The sequence below is a fragment of the Methanoculleus methanifontis genome, assembly GCF_030464365.1.
GTDB classification, from domain to species: Archaea; Halobacteriota; Methanomicrobia; order Methanomicrobiales; family Methanoculleaceae; genus Methanoculleus; species Methanoculleus methanifontis.
In genome coordinates this window covers 18,697-35,689 of the sequence record NZ_VCYI01000021.1, presented here as the reverse complement: position 1 = coordinate 35,689, position 16,993 = coordinate 18,697, and the positions used below count along the sequence as shown (strand labels likewise).

General features: G+C 62.4%; 14 protein-coding genes. 3 read left to right on the top strand and 11 right to left on the bottom strand.

Annotation, left to right across the window (positions count from 1 at the left end; all coding sequences use genetic code 11):
- Positions 1-112 precede the first annotated feature (112 nt).
- The 5 genes from FGW20_RS12660 to FGW20_RS12640 form a co-directional block, all read right to left on the bottom strand.
- Positions 113-529: a hypothetical protein gene (locus tag FGW20_RS12660; protein ID WP_301678448.1), complete on the bottom strand. Its 417-nt coding sequence runs from the start codon at positions 527-529 to the stop codon at positions 113-115.
- Positions 530-1,089: 560 nt separating this feature from the next.
- Entirely contained in the window at positions 1,090-1,803 is a 714-nt protein-coding gene (locus FGW20_RS12655) for an ABC transporter ATP-binding protein (RefSeq protein WP_301678447.1), read from the bottom strand.
- The gene (locus tag FGW20_RS12650; protein WP_301678446.1) at positions 1,803-2,648 is read right to left on the bottom strand and encodes an ABC transporter permease; all 846 of its coding nucleotides are present in this window, start codon (positions 2,646-2,648) and stop codon (positions 1,803-1,805) included. Before FGW20_RS12650 ends, FGW20_RS12655 begins: the two co-directional genes overlap by 1 nt.
- Entirely contained in the window at positions 2,617-3,444 is an 828-nt protein-coding gene (gene modA / locus FGW20_RS12645) for a molybdate ABC transporter substrate-binding protein (protein WP_301678445.1), read from the bottom strand. The genes FGW20_RS12650 and modA overlap by 32 nt, the downstream gene beginning before the upstream one ends.
- A 233-nt stretch (positions 3,445-3,677) precedes the next feature.
- Complete coding sequence (locus FGW20_RS12640) at positions 3,678-3,959, bottom strand: hypothetical protein (RefSeq protein ID WP_301678444.1); 282 nt, start codon at positions 3,957-3,959, stop codon at positions 3,678-3,680.
- 235 nt (positions 3,960-4,194) lie between these two features.
- Between FGW20_RS12640 and FGW20_RS12635 the strand changes: the two genes are divergently transcribed.
- Positions 4,195-4,536, top strand: coding sequence for a hypothetical protein (locus FGW20_RS12635; protein ID WP_301678443.1), 342 nt, complete (start codon positions 4,195-4,197; stop codon positions 4,534-4,536).
- Between the two features lie 85 nt (positions 4,537-4,621).
- Here FGW20_RS12635 and FGW20_RS12630 read toward each other — a convergent pair whose 3' ends face one another.
- Complete coding sequence (locus FGW20_RS12630; protein WP_301678442.1) at positions 4,622-5,848, bottom strand: adenosylhomocysteinase; 1,227 nt, start codon at positions 5,846-5,848, stop codon at positions 4,622-4,624.
- 901 nt (positions 5,849-6,749) lie between these two features.
- Here FGW20_RS12630 and hisF point away from each other — a divergent pair.
- Positions 6,750-7,556, top strand: a complete 807-nt coding sequence (gene hisF, locus FGW20_RS12625) for an imidazole glycerol phosphate synthase subunit HisF (RefSeq protein ID WP_301678441.1) — start codon at positions 6,750-6,752, stop codon at positions 7,554-7,556.
- Here the strand turns inward: hisF and pheT are convergent.
- From pheT to endA, 4 genes are read right to left on the bottom strand one after another with little or no spacing between them, the layout of a single operon-like run.
- The gene (gene pheT / locus FGW20_RS12620) at positions 7,513-9,153 is read right to left on the bottom strand and encodes a phenylalanine--tRNA ligase subunit beta (protein ID WP_301678440.1); all 1,641 of its coding nucleotides are present in this window, start codon (positions 9,151-9,153) and stop codon (positions 7,513-7,515) included. The genes hisF and pheT overlap by 44 nt on opposite strands.
- 1 nt (position 9,154) lies before the next feature.
- A complete protein-coding gene (pheS, locus tag FGW20_RS12615; RefSeq protein ID WP_301678439.1) occupies positions 9,155-10,600 on the bottom strand; it encodes a phenylalanine--tRNA ligase subunit alpha in 1,446 nt (481 codons plus the stop codon).
- 2 nt (positions 10,601-10,602) lie between these two features.
- Complete coding sequence (locus FGW20_RS12610) at positions 10,603-11,859, bottom strand: tryptophan--tRNA ligase (protein WP_301678438.1); 1,257 nt, start codon at positions 11,857-11,859, stop codon at positions 10,603-10,605.
- A gap of 10 nt (positions 11,860-11,869) precedes the next feature.
- Positions 11,870-12,880, bottom strand: coding sequence for a tRNA-intron lyase (endA, locus tag FGW20_RS12605; RefSeq protein WP_301678437.1), 1,011 nt, complete (start codon positions 12,878-12,880; stop codon positions 11,870-11,872).
- A 95-nt stretch (positions 12,881-12,975) separates the two neighbouring features.
- On the opposite strand from endA, the gene FGW20_RS12600 reads away from it, so the two are divergent.
- On the top strand, positions 12,976-14,187 hold the full coding sequence (locus tag FGW20_RS12600; protein WP_301678436.1) for a hypothetical protein: 1,212 nt from the start codon (positions 12,976-12,978) through the stop codon (positions 14,185-14,187).
- 27 nt (positions 14,188-14,214) lie between these two features.
- Here FGW20_RS12600 and FGW20_RS12595 read toward each other — a convergent pair whose 3' ends face one another.
- Complete coding sequence (locus tag FGW20_RS12595; protein ID WP_301678435.1) at positions 14,215-16,812, bottom strand: PKD domain-containing protein; 2,598 nt, start codon at positions 16,810-16,812, stop codon at positions 14,215-14,217.
- Positions 16,813-16,993 lie beyond the last annotated feature (181 nt).

Here is a 16,993-nt window from a genome sequence, read left to right as displayed (position 1 = left end):
CGGTTCTTCAGCTGGATCGAGGCATTCAAGAAGATTGTTCCTCGATATGAACGCTATGAACACTCATTCCTCGGGCTGATCCACCTGGCATGTGCCATCATGATCTGGAGGGTTATGGGATGACCTCGATATCAAACGGAAAACCCTCTGGTGCAGCGTCGAGAGTCGCCCAGATCTTTTGGAATGTTTCTGATAATGTGCTGCGACCAGAAACGATTTTTTGTGAAGATTCTCCCACAGTGCTAGGAGTAGGCCATACCCATTTAACGGTATAGAGATGTACTCTTACCTCTTCGGGCATATCAGCCAGAAAGTCAGGCATCACTGCTTCGTAGTACTCCCCCATAGAGATGTCCTGCCCCCATAGTTGATCTGCTACCTCAATCCGGGCCGCATCCGCAGCATAATATTCCATTTGGGAATCTGGACTTCCAACTTCAGATGCTGAGACATGGGGTGTAAACACTATGCTTACTAGCAAGCAGACAAGCAATATGGAAAAGCCCCTAAGGATATGCTTTTTTTTCATTTTATCACACCCACGTCCATTTAGGAGCAGGACCGATCAAAACAACTGATTAATCCCGCCTTTCAGCAGCACGAAAACAACATACACTGAACGCTGTGCTACAGCCAAGCATAGGTATAAAGTATATAATATGTTTTCGTTTGGTATCTAAATACATTCGTTTCTATATAGGTATCACTAGAAGTTCCAACCTATTTGAATTTGCCTTAGAGGCTGGAACGCTCCGAACTGAGCATGAAAACCTTCAATTAACAGATGTCATCGGAGAGAACTACCTATTATGGCCCACAGATATCCGGTGAGAAAGAAAATGTTCACCCATGTAGAGCAATACCCCCAGCAGATTTTACTGATTGATACTCCCTAAATTGGCCTCATAAGGGCTTATTGAGACATCTATGACAGATAATCCGGCTCTGTTGAAACCCTCTTATTGGAAGTCATACCACACACCTTCACCGCTAACTGGGCAAAATCTAGGGGTTATCAGAAGCATTTCAACAGAGCCGATAATCCTCCTGTTTTCAGCAGAAAAACTTCCGGTTGCTCCTAGGAGATCTTCACCTCCCGGCAAAACTGGCGATAAACCCGTTCTCCCGCATCCCAAGCACCTCTTCCGGCGCACCGTCGGCCACCACCCGCCCCTCTTCGAGGAGGCAGAGCCGGTCGGCGAGTTCGAGGGCGTCGCGGAGGTTGTGGGTGACGACGATGCAGGGGATGCCGGCGCTCCGTATCCGGTCGCGGAGCTCGGTTCGCATCGCAGCTTGCGCCCGCATATCGACGGCGGCGAGCGGTTCGTCGAGGAGGAGGATGTCCGGGTCGAGCACCAGCGCCCGGGCGAGGGCCACCCGTTGCCGCTGCCCGCCCGAGAGCCTGCCGACGTTGACGTCCGAAAGATCGGCGAGGTTCATCGCGCGAAGCTGGTTCGCCACGGCGAAGGCGATTTCCGGCCGCGGAACCTTCCGGCACCGGAGGCCGAACGCCACGTTCTCAAAGACGGTCATGTGCGGAAAGAGGGCGTAGGACTGGAAGAGGTGGCCGATCTTGCGGCTCTCGGCAGGGACGTCGATTCCCTCCTCGCCCGAGTAGAGTGTCCTCTCCCCGAGCACGATCTCTCCCGCGTCAGGCGTGAGGATGCCGGAGATCAGGTTCAGCACCGTGGACTTGCCCGCCCCGTTCTCCCCGATCAGGACGAGCGTCTCCCCCTGCCTGACCGAGAGCGTGACGTCGAGAGCGAAGTCACGGAGGTGGCGGACGGCGTGGACAGAGAGCATCAGAAACTCCTCCGGGTCATGATCTTCACTGAAGCGATCACTCCGAAAGATATCGCGACGAGGATGATGGCGAGGCTGATCGCGGCATCGAGGTCGCCCTGCATCGTCGTGTAGATGGCAAGCGGCATCGTCTGGGTTCGACCCTGGAAGTTCCCGGCAAACATGATCGTGGCGCCGAATTCCCCGAGCGCCCGGGCGAACGAGAGGATCGCCCCGGAGATGAGCCCGCCCCACGCAAGCGGGATGGTGACCCGGAGGGCAACCGTCATGGGGGACGCCCCGAGCGTCCGGGCTGCATCCTCGTAGAGGCGGTCGACCGCCTCGAAACTCGCCCTCGCCTGCCGGATGTAGAACGGCGAGGCCACGAAGACCTGCGCGAGGATCACTGCGACCGTGGTGAAAGCGGTGTTGATACCGACGTGGTCGAGGTACTGCCCGACAACGCCCCGGCGGCCGAACGCCATCAGTAGCGCGATGCCCGCAACCGCCGGCGGCAGGACGATGGGGAGGTCGGTGAGCGTATCGACGATCGCTCTCCCCGGGTAGTCGTGCCGGGCATTCACCAGGGCAAGCGGCGTCCCGAAGACGACGACGATCGCCGTGCTCAGTGTCGCGGTGGCTAGAGAGAGGGAGAGCGCGTCGAGCACCACCGGTTCGGCGAGCGACCGGAGGAACGCTTCAGGTGATATGCGCAGGAAGAGCGAGGCGACCGGCAGCGTGACGAAGAGGAGGAAGAGGGCGACGAGCGCGGCGACGAGGAGGGTGAGACCCGCCCTCGAGACGCGCGCCAGGCCGCCTTCGCACCGGGTCACCTCAGGACTCTGCCGGAATGGGGTCGAATCCATACTCGGTCAGGATAGCGCTGCCGTTCGGGCCCCGGACGAATGCTATGAAGGACTCTGCTTCGGTCTTGTGCGGTGACTCCGCAAGGATGCCGAGTGGATACGTGGCCATGACGTTATACTCCGCCGGAACCTTGATCCGGGTCACTTTGTCCAGATCGTCCTTCGAAACGTCCGATTTGTAGACGAACGCCGCGTCCGCCTCCCCGAGCGTCAGTTTGGGCACCACGGAGCTCACCGCCGTCTCCTCGGAGATGACGTTGTTCATCACGGCCTCCCGGTACGTCTCGCCGTATGCGGGATCGGCGGCCATCTTGTCGAGTACCTGCCGGGTGTAGTCGCCGAAGGGGACGTCCTTGGTGCCGATGACGATCTTCGTGCCCGGTTCTGCCAGGTCGGCAAGACCGGTGATCCCGGCCGGATTCTCGGCAGGGACGATCAGCGCCATGCTGTTCCCGAGGAAGACCGCCACGGTATCGTCATCCATGAGCTCGCCGTCCTGGAGGGCCTTCATGTGCTTTTCGCTCGCCGAGACGAAGATGTCGGGGTTCGCTCCCTGTTCGATCTGGGTGCGGAGGGCCTGCGATCCGTCGAAGACCAGGTCGACCCTGACGTTCTCGTTCTCCGCCTCGTAGGCTTTGCCGATATCTGTGAAGGCCCCCGTGAGCGACGCGGCTGTAAAGACGGTCAGGGTTGTCTCTCCCGGGGTCTCTTCCGTGGTCGTGCATCCCGCAACCAGGAGGCCGGCGATGATCACGAGGGTCAGGGCAACAAGGGTTGCCGTGGTAGGTACTTTCATAATAATGACACCTTGCAATAGAGGGTTGCGGCACGGTATATTTAATTTAGCTTATTTTAAGCCCAAATAAATGATATTTGGTTTACGTGCCCGACGAGTATAAAAACATGTTGTCCTACCGGCTGCCGGAGCGGATAGGAAAAGAGTTCGAGAAGGCTCTGCCGAACGATCCGGCAGGAACAGGCAGTCACTCCGGGGCGGTGGTCACGCGGAGGCTGGATAATAGGTTCGGATCAGGTACGCCGCCGCTTCACTTCATCCAGAAGTTCGCGACGGACGCTTTCGATTCGTTCGTTAACCATCCGGGCAAGGGGTTCTTCCCCGGAAACATCGTAGCGTGAAGTCTCCCGGCACCGCATCTCTTCGAGCGCCCTCACCTTCGTCAGTTCCCCGATGACCGACTGTGCCATATTTGAGTATTCACCGCTGTCGACCTTCTCCTTTAGCCACCGGTAGAGATGGCCTGGCAGCCGAACACCCACCTGCTTGCCTGAGACGTTATCGGGAGATTCCATCTTCCTATTCAGGTATCCCGGCGAGACAATTATATTATACTGTTTTTATTTTTCCAATAAGATACCAATTGATACCCATAGGTATCGTTAAGCAGCAGGAGCGCTCATAGCAGTGTATGAGACAGAGCAGAGTAGTTGACTCGCGCCAGGCGAAAAACACGCCGAAGATACGAAAGACGTGGAATAACACCTTCCCAGAGAGAACCGTAACCGCCGGGGGCAGGGGGGTGGGTGTGTGCACGAGTCAGATGTGACCAGGAAGACAACAAGCCCGTCGTGCGACACCGATGATGCCGAAGATGACGGACCTGCTCCCTGCCCATTCTGCGGGTGCCAAAGCCACATCGAAGATCTCATCGCCGTCAACCCGCGGACTCATACAATCCACCAGTGTCTCTGGTGCGGCCGCTGGTTCGACAAACAGGGGCCGGCATGCCCCAAGTGCAGATCCTCAAGCGAGTATCTCGGGTGCGTCGATGCTCTCGGGTGCGACATGTATGCACAGTATCGGTGCCGGAGATGCGGTCACGGGTTCATGCTCAAGATACGGGAAAACACAGACAACCAGGCGATCTAACGGCGAACCAATCCCACTCCTCCGTTTCCTCGCATCCGGGGGTTTGCACGGGGGTTGGTATTTACGGCAAAAAAAGAGGAGCGTTTTACGTCCCGATCGTCCAGCTGCTCATATAAGTTTCCTGCTCGGGCGTCAGCCGGTCAATCGAGAGCCCGAGCGCGTCGAGTTTCAGCCGCGCGATCCCCTCATCGATGGCGGACGGGACGTCGTGCACGCCGGGAGCGAGTTCGCGGCCGTGCTTCGCGATGAACTCGGCGGAGAGCGCCTGGACGGCGAAACTCAGGTCCATGACCTCGACGGGGTGGCCCATACCCTTCGGCGTCGCAAGGTTCACGAGCCTTCCTTCGGCAAGGACGTGGACAACTTTGCCATCGAGAACGTAGGTGTCGACACCGTCCCGGTGGACGGTGGAAGCCGCGTGCGCCGCGAGCCAGTCGACATCGATCTCAACGTTGAAGTGGCCGGCGTTCGCGAGGATCGCGCCGTCCTTCAGGATCGGGAAGTGCCGTTCGGTGAGGATGCTCGTATTCCCGGTGGTGGTGACGAAAATATCGCCGAGGGGTGCCGCGTCGTCCATCGTCATGACGTCGAACCCGTCCATGTGCGCCTGCAGCGCCCGCCGGGGATCGACCTCGGTCACGATGACGCGGGCGCCGAGGCTCCGGGCCTTCTGGGCAAGCCCCCGGCCGCAGTAGCCGTAGCCGGCGACGACGAACCGCTTTCCGGCCATGAGGACGTTCGTGGTGATCATGATCGACGCGAGCGAACTCTCGCCGGTGCCGTGGACGTTGTCGAAGAAGTGCTTCATCGGGGTGTCGTTGACGGCGACGACCGGGAACCTGAGCGCCCCGTCCTGTGCCATCGCGCGGAGCCGGTGGATGCCGGTCGTGGTCTCCTCGCACCCGCCGATGATCGAGTCCAGCACCTCCCGCCGCTCGGTGTGAATGCGGTGGATCAGGTCCATCCCGTCGTCGATGGTGATCGCGGGGCGGGCGTCGAGCACCCGGTCGATGGCCGCGTAGTACTCCTCGACGTTGGCGCCCCGGCGGGCGTAGGAGTGAACCCCTTCCCGGGTATCGAGCGCCGCAGAGACATCGTCCTGGGTCGAGAGGGGGTTGCACCCCGTGATGTGCACCTCGGCGCCGCCTGCTGCGAGCGTCTCGACCAGCACCGCGGTCTTCGCCTCGACGTGCAGGGCCATGCCGATAGTCATGCCTGCAAACGGCTTCTCCTCGACGAAACGCTTCCGAATGGACGAGAGTACCGGCATGTACTGCCGCGCCCATGCAATTTTTAGATCTCCTGACTCCATAAAAACCACCAGACCGGTTATCCCGCCCGGATATTCTCCGGTTTGCCTGTAAAGGTACCTTTCCGGAGTACTTAAACGTAAGGGGAGCGGCACGCGCTTCCGGGGATCGGGTTCACCCGAGTGTATGTGCAACCTCTATTGACGGATATCCTCCAGGAGCATCCCAGGAGCGTTCAGCCATTTTCCAGTCGTAAAAAGCGGAAACGGATTTCCATCGGATATCGCCATTGGGGAGTGCGACTGGCCGAAGGGCAGGAGCATGAGCACCGGAGGTGCGAGGTGCGATGTTCCGCAGGAACGGAGCACGAGAAGAACGAAGTTCTTCGAGGGGGGCACGCCCCCCTCCCCTGTCTCCAACCCGCTCTTCCTGTGCTTGTGCTCCAGTTTCAATGAATCTTCGCAAGTCGAAAACGCGTAGCGTTTTCTCCTGCTCCCGCCCGTCGCACCCTTCGGGAAAGTCGTTCTTCGCGCCCTTCGCGGCTTCGCGTGAGGCAAGGGTCTAAGGGGCAGCAATACAGTCTCACGCGAAGACGCGAAGACGCGAAGACGCGAAGTCCGGTATCGGTAGCGATCGTCGCCTCTCGTTTACGGGCCGCAGCAACGGTGCCTGTGCTCCGGTTCTCATGAATCTTCGCAAGTCGAAAACGCTACGCGTTTTCTCCTGCTCCTGCCCTTCGGCGCTCAAACTCCGGACGCTCGCTCCGCTCCCGCCCGTCGCAAGTCGAAAACGCTACGCGTTTTCTCCTGCTCCTGCCCCCGCACCTCGCACCTCCGGTGCTCGAACTCCGTTCCCATGGAACGTCGTTCCTAACGGTGCTCCAGCTCTGTTCCAGAGGAACATCGCACCTTCGGCCAGTCGCATAGGCAAACCCTCATCACCTCCGCCCCAAAATCACTACGCATGGTTTTGACCAAGCGGATCATCCCCTGCCTGGACCTCAAGGACGGGCGGGTTGTCAAGGGCACGCACTTCGTCGGCCTGCGCGACGCGGGCGATCCCGTGGAACTCGCCCAGCGCTACAACGAGCAGGGCGCGGACGAGGTGGTCTTCCTCGACATCACCGCCACCAGGGAGGACCGGGGCACCATCATCGATGTCGTGCAGCGGGCTGCCGACCAGCTCTTTCTCCCGCTCACCGTCGGCGGCGGCATCCGGACGATCGAGGACATGAAACAGATCCTCCGGGCGGGCGCGGACAAGGTAAGCATCAACTCGAGCGCCGTCGCCGACCCGAACCTGATCTCGCAGGGCGCAGAACGGTTCGGAACCCAGTGCGTCGTCGTCGCCGTCGATGTCCGGCGCAACTACGAGACGGCACCGGGAAAGACGCCGATAACCCTCCCTGACGGCCAGGAGTGCTGGTACGAGGTCGTGACCCACGGCGGGAGCCGGGGCACGGGGCTTGACGCCGTCGCCTGGGCGAGAGAGGCGGAGGAGCGCGGGGCGGGCGAGATCCTGCTCACCAGCATGGAGGCCGACGGAACAAAGGAGGGGTTCGACATCCCGATCACGAGAGCGGTCTCGGAGGCGGTCGGCATCCCGGTGGTCGCGAGCGGCGGCGTGGGCACGCTCGAACACTTCTACGGGGGGTTCACGGAAGGAAAGGCCGACGCCTGCCTCGCGGCAAGTGTCTTCCACTACGGCGAGTTCACCGTCCGCCAGGTCAAGGAGTATCTGGCAGGACGGGGTATCCCGGTACGGCTCTGAGATCGAGCGCGAGCGCCGCGACCGGGTGCTCGAGGTCGAACGCCCCGAGAACGGCGGGGTGGATCTCCCCGAAGACCCCGACAATTTTTCCGTCGACGACGATATCCCCGCGGCGGCCGTCGAGGAACGCCGGATCAGCCGACTCGGCGACCGTGTAGGAGAGCGAGAGCTCGCGGCAGAGAACGTCCGCCGCCGCGTACGCCTCGGAGAAGTCGGCCGTCGGGTAAATGCTCACCGCCGCGGCCATCTGGGAGGTGACGCAGTCCTCCACCACGTCGCCCACCGTAAAGAGCCTCTGCGGGAGTTCGCGGTGTTTGTTCGCAAGAAGCATCTCCATCAGCAGGGGGAGGAGGTCGGTCCGGACCACCGTCTGCTCCTCGTTGATCGGGTGGAGCAGCCGCAGGGTTCCGGGAGCGGGCTCCCGCTGCATGTTCACGTAGAGCACCCGCTCATTCGTGAGGGTGAACGGGATCACCTCAAGGTACCCGAGGCCGGTCATCACCGACCGGACCGCTCCCTCGATCGCGGGGATCGGATGCTCCTGTGCAACGGTCGAGGTCGCCGGGAGGGCGGCATCGAAGTTCTCGATGCCGTAGGCGATCGCCACGTCCTCGAAGATGTCCCAGTCGTGGAGGATGTCCGAGCGGTAGCAGGGGACGAGGATCCGGACCCGTGAGTCGCCGTCGGGCTCGGCGTCAAAGCGCATCCGGCGAAGGAGCCGCGACATCTCCTCCGCCGTGAGGGGGAGGCCAAGGAGTGAGGAGCACTCCGCAACCGAGACGACCCTTTCTGCGGGGGCGAGCATCGGCATCTCTTCTCCGTCAACGGTCACCGTCTCGACCGTCGCCCCGGCCTCGATGAACGCCGTGCAGATGATGTTTACCGCCGTCATCACCGCCCGTCTGTCGGTGCCGGTGCAGTCGAGGAGGATGTTCTTCGTCGCCGCCGTGACCCGCGTCAGCTCGCCGTTGATGATCGGCGGGAAGGAGAGCACCCGGTCGTCGGCATCGACGATCAGCGGGAACTTAGGGAAATCCTCCACCAGGTGAGCGTAGTCCCGGCCCTTCGGGTGGTCGGCGAGCATCTCGTCCATCGTCATCTCCCGCTCGAAGTCCAGCGGGACGAACGACCGATCCCGGGGCGAGGCGATGTAGCGGAAGGGAGGGTTGACCGTATCGAGGTCGTGGACGCCGATCGCTACCTTGCCCCGGCCGCGCCCGACCGCCCAGTGGAGGGACTCCTGGAGGGCCATCAGGCTCTCGATCGCTTCTTCGTCGAGGTTGACGTTCCGGATCACGGCCGAGCCGAGGAACGGCCGGATATCGGCAAGGGCCGGGTCGACCGAGAAAGTGATGCCGGAAGGGCGGACGGTGTAGGCTGGAAGCCCCTCCTCCAGCCCGAGGAAACCGCGCATCGCCCGGGCGACGCCCTCGGGCGAGTAGAGGTCCGGCCGGTTCGGGAAGAACTCGACGTCCACGTGGTCTTCCTCGATCCGCTCGATGTCGGCCCCGATCATCGGAACGCGGTCGATGATCGTCTGCCGGTCGGTGCGGGCCAGCCGTTCCAGGTACCGGTAGGGTAACGTGATTATTGCCATATTACCGCCTCCCGCCGTAGATGGGCGTCTCCCGGATCCACTCGACGTCGCTCCTGTAGAGCTGCCGGAGGTCCCGTAGCCCGAGCCGGAGCATCGCCACCCGGCTGATCCCGAGACCCCACGCGAGCACCGGGTGCTCGATCCCGAAGGGCTCGGTCACCTCCTGGCGGAAGATGCCCGACCCGCCGAGTTCCACCCAGCCAAGCCCGTCGACGTAGACCTCCGGCTCCACGGAGGGCTCGGTGTAGGGGAAGTAGCCGGGACGGAACCGGACCTTCTCAAAGCCCATCTTGGCGTAGAACTCCTTCAAGAACCCGAGGAGGTGGCGTAAATTGACGTCTTCGTCCATCACGATCCCCTCGAGCTGTTCGAACTCCGCGAGGTGGGTGGGATCGATCGCCTCCCGCCGGTAGACCCGGCCGATGCAGAACGCCCTGACCGGCGGCTTCGGGTGCGCGGCGAGGTGCTGGATGGAGAGGCTTGTCGTGTGCGTCCGGAGCACGCACTGCTCCGCCTTCTCGGCGCTCCAGGTGCCTCCCCATCCGGTGGAGGAGGTTCCGCTGCCGTGCTCGTGCATGTCGCGGACGCGTTCGTAGCCCTTCGGGAGCGGCCGGCGTTCGCCGAGGAAGAAGGTGTCCTGCATCTCACGCGCCGGGTGATCCTGCGGCTGGAAGAGGGCGTCGAAGTTCCAGAACGAACTCTGGACGATTCCGCCCGACATCTCCTCAAAGCCCATATCGAAGAGGATGCGCCGCATCTCGTCGATGATGCGCTGGTAGGGGTGAACCTTCCCGGGATAGGCACGTTTCGGGAGTTTCGTGACGTCGTAGCGCCGGAGCGGGAGAGATTTCCACTCACCGGAGAGGATCTGCTCGCGGGTGAGCGTCCCCACCTCTTCCCGCAGGTCGAGGCCTCCGGCGAGGAGTTCGCGGCCGCGGGGCGTGATCGAGACGGTGTAGGCGACGGTCTCCTCCTCCTCGACGAGCCCGCGCTTCGCGAGATCGGCAACCCCCTCGCCGTCGGCGATCTCGCCGCTTTCGGCGAGCCTTGCAAACGCGGCTTCGTCGGGGCCCGGGGAGGTCTTGCCGGTCTTTTTCACGACCCCGTCGCGGATCACGATCCAGCCCTTCTTGCGCATCCAGCCGATGGCGATCTTTGCGAGCGGGTGGCCCTGGAGATCCCGCATCGGGATCGACTCCTCGAAACTCTCGAGCACCTGCCGCTCGGGGAGACCTTTGCCCATGTAGGCCCGCCCCTCTTCAGTCGGGACGTACCGACGCGCGACGTGTTTTTCCACGTCCACGAGCCCCCGATCACCGGCGAGGTTCGCGTACTGCACCACCGCTTCCCGGCGGGTATCCATCTTCTCCGCAAGGACGGCCGCGTCGGCCGATCCCATCGGCCCCAGGGCAACCAGAAGCCTCTTCTCGTTCAGCGTCAGTTCCACTATCACACCTCCTCTGCAAGGTGTTCGACTGCATCCATCTTATCCCGCAACTCTCGGAGGAACGCATTCACGCGCTCCAACGTCTCCTTCTTGCACTGCCCGCAGGTGAGTTCGCCGCTCTCGCACCGGCGCACGAGGTCGGCAAGTTCCGCGTCGTCCTCGAGCATGTGGAAGAGGTTTAAGAGATAGACCGAGCAGGCGTCCGGTTCGCCCCCGAGACGCTTCTGCTCCTCAAGCGTCATCCGCCCGCCGGTCTTCGCCGCCATGACCTTCTTCTTGATCGATTTTTCGGACTCGTAGAACCCGAACGAACTCTCGGGCACGCTGCTCGACATCTTCCCGCCCTGGAGCCCGGGCATGAAGATGTGGTAGGTCGACGAGGGGAGGTAGAACCCGAATCCGCCGTGGGCGATCTCGATCTCGCGGACGGCGTCCTCCACCTGCCTCTGCGGAAGGCCGGCAACGTCCACGTGGCCCGCGTACTTCTTCGAGCCGGGGAAGGCGCGGTGCACGGCCTCGAGAGCCTCCTCGGGAGCGTTCTTCGACCGGACGCTGATATGGTCGCCGCGATCCTCGACCGTGAACATCCGGAGTTTGTAGGCCACGTCCCGGGTGAGCCGGATGTGCGGGTCCTGGTCGAGGCCGACCGGAACGATCGTCGGTGCAGGGCCGGCATCGAGCTGCGGGAAGAGGATGTCGGCGACCTGGGTGATGACGCTCACGGCGTGGGAGAGCGAAGTCTCCGGCCCGAACCCGTAGATCGCCGCGAGCTCCGAGAAGTTCACCTTCGTGGACGCCTCGAACGCGAGGTCTTTCAAGCGGTCGTTCTTGCTCTGGTAGTAGGTCGTGCCCTCGAATCCAAGCGCATAGAGAGCCTTGAGATACTCCTTCCCGTACTCGCGGCACTTCTCCCACGAGATGCCTCGGACCGCGTGCGCCTCCCGGTCGGCGACGGCGACGTAGCCGTTCCCCCCCTGCTGAACGTGCCAGACGACCTCTTTCATGACCATCAGGTGCCCCAGATGCGGGAGGCCTGAGGGCATGAACCCGGTCAGCACGTGAAACGGGGTGCGGTTTTGGATGGCATCGGCTACCAGGTTGTAGTCCCGGTGCCCGACGACGATACCCCTGCGCATAAACGACGGTACTTCGGGAAGCCTTCGTGCGACCTCACTGACCGGCTCGATGCCGAAGTCGGCAAAGAGTCGATCTACATCGACGGTCTGGTTATTCGACCACGGGTTCACTTCTGAATGCATGTAATGACGCTCACAGTTTTATTCGGGCGAATTCGACGTATTTGATATCGGTGTTATATATGCAGGCAAATAACATCTTCTTTTTGACGCTGTGAGCAAGCCTGACCGAGCGGGAGACGCCGCTCATCGGCGTGGACGTCCCGGACGGAACGGCATGGACGAGCATCTCGGAGTGGCTCTTCTTCCCGGAGTAGACGCGGAAGTGGTGGCCGAACTTGTAACCCGTCCGGGGGATGTAGCCTTTCTCCCGGAGATCAGAGAAGACCCGCTCTTTTTCGCGGATCTCGACATCCTTCCCCGACGCCGCATCGAGGAACTGTTCTGCGGTCATCGGTTTACCATCCTGCACGATCGAGAGGCAGCGTCTGCGCATGAGATAGATCGACTCGACCGGCCGGAGGAGCAAGCGCTCGGTATCGAGCCTCTTACCGTACCAGTCCTCCTCGAGTGGGGTTCCCGGCGGCAGGTGGGCGAGCGCGTAGGTTCCAAAGAGCGTGGCCTCCACCGGCATCGCGCATCCCGCAGGCTCCCCGACCCCGGGGAGGTCCTGCACCCGCACCTCGTAGTAGGTCAGCTCGTCCTCGTCGTCGACGACCGCAAGGAGGTACTGTTTGCGCATGTTGACCGCGGCAAGCACGTCCTGGCTTAATCGGTCGAAGTCGACGATATCACGCTCGGAAAGAACCCGAATCAGGTACCGGGACTTCCCGGCGCCGGGCTTGTGCCCGCGGCGGAAGACGCGGAAGTCCTGCGGCCCGGGCTGGATCACGTATCCCCGCTCGCGGATATCGCGGTAGACGAGATACCTGCGGATGAAGTTCGCCTGGCCGGCAAAGAGGCCGAGCAGGGCGTCGAAACCGAAGTCTTTCACGTCGATCTTGTTTCGTTCCATGAGGTAGAGTGCCTCTTCGGGAGAGAGGCGGAGACCGGTCCCCTCGAGCCTGCCGTAGCCGCCCTGCTCGTAGAGCGCCCGCCCTTCACCGCCGAGGCGTACCCAGGTTCCGTCGAATATCGCCAACACGTGCTAGAGCTATTGGAAGTTCACGTTCATTAATGGATTGCCGGGGGCGAACCACTACGCTTTTTGCGTGCCGCACCGCACCAGTGATCAATTCCATGACGGAAAAAGTCAGAGATTTCTGGAAGCCGGGGACGATCCTCGCGGCACTGCTCATTGCGGTAGTGCTGCCGGCAGGGATCGTCTCCGCGAGCGAGACCTCACCGGAGGTCGCCTGGAACGTGACGTTCGCACCGGAGAATATCAGTAAATTCGATGCCGTTGCACCGACCGCAGACGGCGGGTTCATCGCTCTCGGCTCAACCATCACGCAGATGATCGAGGGCAGGGAGGATCTGCTGCTCGTAAAGACCGATGACCAGGGGAACGAAGCCTGGAACGTGAGAATACCCGACATGGCAGCGGCCTCCGTTGCAGAAACCGGTGATGGCGGGTATATCATCGGTGCCTACAACATGTCCACAACCGTGGTCAATCAGACCCTCATCACCGAGGGCACCTCGTTCCTGATCAAAACCAATGCCGCCGGGGAGGAGGAATGGCGGCAGGTTCTACCGGAGCAGAAGATCTCAACCGTCCGCCCGACCGCCGACGGCGGATACGCCGCCATTGGGTGGCTCTGGAACCCACCGGAATCAGCGAACGACACGACGGCGACCATCATGAAGACCGACGGTGACGGTACCCCCGCCTGGAACCAGACATTCCCCGGGCTCTCCGCGAATGCAGGAATCGTGACCGCCGACGGAGGCTACGTCATCGGGGGCACGACGTCGCCCTTCAACAACGACATGGGTGACGGCTTCCTCATCCGCCTCGACAGTGACGGCAACACGCTCTGGCATGAGAATTACCAGGCTCCGGTCGTCTACGACATCGAGGAGACCGATGACGGGCGGTTCGTCTACTCGGGGAACTACTGGTACGGCCTTGTCGAGGCAGAAGGGGAGGAGGTCTGGATCGAGAATATGGAGGGTCTCTCCGGATACGCCGTCACCCTGCGATCTTCCGGCGGGTACATGATTGCAGGCACGGACCACAGGAGCGGGGAAGGCTTCGCCCTCGGGATTGATGCGGACGGAACGATCCAGTGGAACACAACCATCCCCGCTACCGGGGTTTACGGGGCCACCAGCGCTCCCGATGGATACACCCTCGCGGGCATCCGGTTCCTCTCATCCGACACCAGCGCCGCCTGGGTGGCCGGGATCACGGAGCCGGTGAACCCCGCCCCGACGGCGGCACCGGGCTTCGGTGCGGCGGCTGCCGGGGCGGCGCTCCTCCTCCTGCTCGCAGGGAGGAGACGGTAACCCCCTCCACCGCTTTTTTGGACCTTTTCAGGGCTCTCCCTTTCGGAAGTAGAGGAGTGCCCCCACCCCCGCGATGACGAGGGCAAGCAGGCCCGGGATGAGATGCGTGTACGGGATGTCACGGGCCACGGGTTTCGTGCCGGTATCGGCGGCGACCGCCTGTGCCGCATCGTCTCCGGGTGCCGCGGCAAAGAGCGCGTAGGTGCTGAAGTAGGAGACAACGGCTGTGACGCTCCGGGTCTCCGGGAGGACGATGGTGGGAACCTCCTCCCAGGTGTTGGCCGACCGGTCGTATCGCTGCACCACGAGCCCGTCCTGCACGCTGCCGTTGTAGACGGCGTCCCACTGCTCCTCTGTGAAGTTGAACGAGAGGGTCGCCGGCGGGGAGAAGACCGCCCCCTCCGGCCCGGTGATCCAGGCGTACCCGGCAAACGCGTACGCGCCGGGCACCGCGGGCACGTCGGCCGCATCGAGCGCCGCAAGGGTCACCGCGCGAAGCGGATTGCCGGATGCATCGGCCGCCCTGGCACCCTCCGCAATAATGAGGGTCGCAATGCCGTCGGCCGAACGGATCCTGACGGCCTGGTCGACGAGGCCGGTCTCCCCGAAATGCAGGTTGCCGGAGTCGGCTTCATGGGGAGTGGGCTTCGGCGTCACCGTGGGAGTAGGTGTGGGGGTGGGCGTTGGCGTGTTCCAGCCGGGGTTGACCGGGGCAGGGCTGCCGCCGCCACCACCACCGCCTCCTCCCCCTCCACCACCGCCACCGCCACCGCCACCGCCACCGCCGCTCGCCGGCTTCTTTGTCGGGGTGGGGGTGGGTGTCTGCGTCTGGGTCGGCGTTGCGTTGACCGTTGGAGTCGGGGTCGGGGTTACGGTCGGGGTGGGGGTTGGGGCATGAACAGTGATGTAGCTGGACTCCACCGCCGTGACGCTCCCGGCGGCGTTCCCTGCGGTCAGGGTGACGTTATAGACGCCCGCGTTCACGTAGATGTGCTCCGGGTTTTGCTCCGAAGAAGTCCCGCCGTCTCCGAAGTCCCAGGCCCACGTTTCAGGCTCACCGGCGGTGGTATCCGTGAACCTGACGGTGAGCGCCGCGGTCCCGTTCCTGACGTCGGCCGAAAACGAGGTCTCGAGCGGCCCAAAGACGGTGATGTAGCCGTACTCCGTGTGCGTCGCGCTGGCTCCCGCGTTGTTACAGGTCAGGGAGACGTTGTAAACACCGGGACGATCGTAACGGTGACGCGTGTCCCGGTGTGGCGATGTCTTGCCGTCACCGAAGTCCCAGAGCCAGGCCGTCGCGTAGTCCGGGGAATCGCCGTACAACAAGACCGTGAGGGGTGCTGGCCCCGACAACGGTTCCCCCCGGAAGATGATGACCGGCGGTTCCGGGGGACCTACGTGAATGAGATCGGTCTTCGTGACGGTGTCGGACCCGAACGCGTTATGCACAGTGAGCGAGACGGTGTAGTCCCCCGGGACCTCGTAGAAGTGCCACGAATACTGCGAGGTCGAGGTGTTCCCGTCGCCGAAGTCCCATTCCCAGGCGTCCGGATCACCGGCCGATTGGTCGATGAACCGGACGTTGAGCGCCGCCCCACCTTCGGTCGGGTCCGCCGAGAACTCCGCCACCGGGGCCGCTCCGCTGAAGTAGGTGAAGGCGTAGATATCCGATCCGCTGCCACGGCCGTTCTGCCAGACGACCCGATCGCCGCTGACGGCGGGGTAGAGCTGCTCCTGATCCGAATCCGAAGGATAGACGGGCATCTGCACCCCCTTGCCTACGGCAAGGTCGCAGATGTAAACGTTCCAGGTTCCGTCCCGCCTGTCCTCCCAGGCGATGAGGTCACCATCGATCGCCGGGGAGACCTGCTCTCTGGGATCGTCGGTGATCCTCTGCTCTCCGGCGGCAGGGTTGTCGAGATCGAAGAGGTAGATGTCGGGAGCCCCGTTCCGGTAGTCCTCCCAGACGATCCGGCTCCCCGATATCGACGGGTAGGTCTGCCGCCGGTTATCCTGTGTGATCGGTCGTTTATCGCCGGTCCGGATATCGTACAGCCAGATATCCCCGCCCCCGGTGCTCTCCTCCCAGACGACGTACCTCTCCGAGAGCGCGGGCTTCCAGTCGGTCACCGGCGAGCAGGAGAGGAAGGTCTCGCTGCCGGTTCCGATCTCATAGAGGCAGATGTCCGTGCTCCCGCCCCGGGCATCGTACCAGACTACATGCTCTCCGTGAACGACGGGCATCCGCTGGTCGGCAGGGTCGTCGGTGAGCGCCGTCGTCACGCCACCCGATATCTCGAAGAAGTAGATATCCGGGCTCATGTTCCGGTTCTCCTCCCAGACGATGTAATCCCCCGAGACGGACGGGTACCTCTGCCCCGTCCCCTCGCCCGCAACCTTCCGCCCCGCGCTGCCGGGGCCGCTCGAATAGTAGATCGTCTTTCCGTTCCTGCCGTCCTCCCAGACGACCGTGTTCCCGTCGATATCGGGGTGCTCCTGCGATCCTCCAGAGGTGCAGAAAGGAACCACATCCCCCGGCGCTCCTTCCCCGGCCAGGACAGGCGGCACCAGCAATCCGATAACAATGACGATACAGATGACAATCAGCACGTTAATTTTGGCCATTCTTTAATCACCACGATGAGAACGCCCCCTTCGTCCCATACGATGGTGTCTGCACGCACGCCAGGGAAACGGGGTTCCCCTGCCGGCGTGCAAACGGAGATCCTGTGGAATTCCGGAGAACCACCGGAGATCCACAGGTAAAGGGTTCGCGCGTTGCAGGATAGAATCATTAATATAAATA

Excerpts from the sequence above, each read along its gene's own strand:
- hisF (WP_301678441.1), top strand. The coding sequence starts at position 6,750 with ATGGTTTTGACCAAGCGGATCATCCCCTGCCTGGACCTCAAGGACGGG.
- FGW20_RS12650 (WP_301678446.1), bottom strand. The coding sequence starts at position 2,648 with ATGGATTCGACCCCATTCCGGCAGAGTCCTGAGGTGACCCGGTGCGAA.
- pheT (WP_301678440.1), bottom strand. The coding sequence starts at position 9,153 with ATGGCAATAATCACGTTACCCTACCGGTACCTGGAACGGCTGGCCCGC.
- modA (WP_301678445.1), bottom strand. The coding sequence starts at position 3,444 with ATGAAAGTACCTACCACGGCAACCCTTGTTGCCCTGACCCTCGTGATC.
- FGW20_RS12655 (WP_301678447.1), bottom strand. The coding sequence starts at position 1,803 with ATGCTCTCTGTCCACGCCGTCCGCCACCTCCGTGACTTCGCTCTCGAC.
- FGW20_RS12640 (WP_301678444.1), bottom strand. The coding sequence starts at position 3,959 with ATGGAATCTCCCGATAACGTCTCAGGCAAGCAGGTGGGTGTTCGGCTG.
- FGW20_RS12595 (WP_301678435.1), bottom strand. The coding sequence starts at position 16,812 with ATGGCCAAAATTAACGTGCTGATTGTCATCTGTATCGTCATTGTTATC.
- FGW20_RS12610 (WP_301678438.1), bottom strand. The coding sequence starts at position 11,859 with ATGCATTCAGAAGTGAACCCGTGGTCGAATAACCAGACCGTCGATGTA.
- FGW20_RS12600 (WP_301678436.1), top strand. The coding sequence starts at position 12,976 with ATGACGGAAAAAGTCAGAGATTTCTGGAAGCCGGGGACGATCCTCGCG.
- FGW20_RS12660 (WP_301678448.1), bottom strand. The coding sequence starts at position 529 with ATGAAAAAAAAGCATATCCTTAGGGGCTTTTCCATATTGCTTGTCTGC.
- FGW20_RS12630 (WP_301678442.1), bottom strand. The coding sequence starts at position 5,848 with ATGGAGTCAGGAGATCTAAAAATTGCATGGGCGCGGCAGTACATGCCG.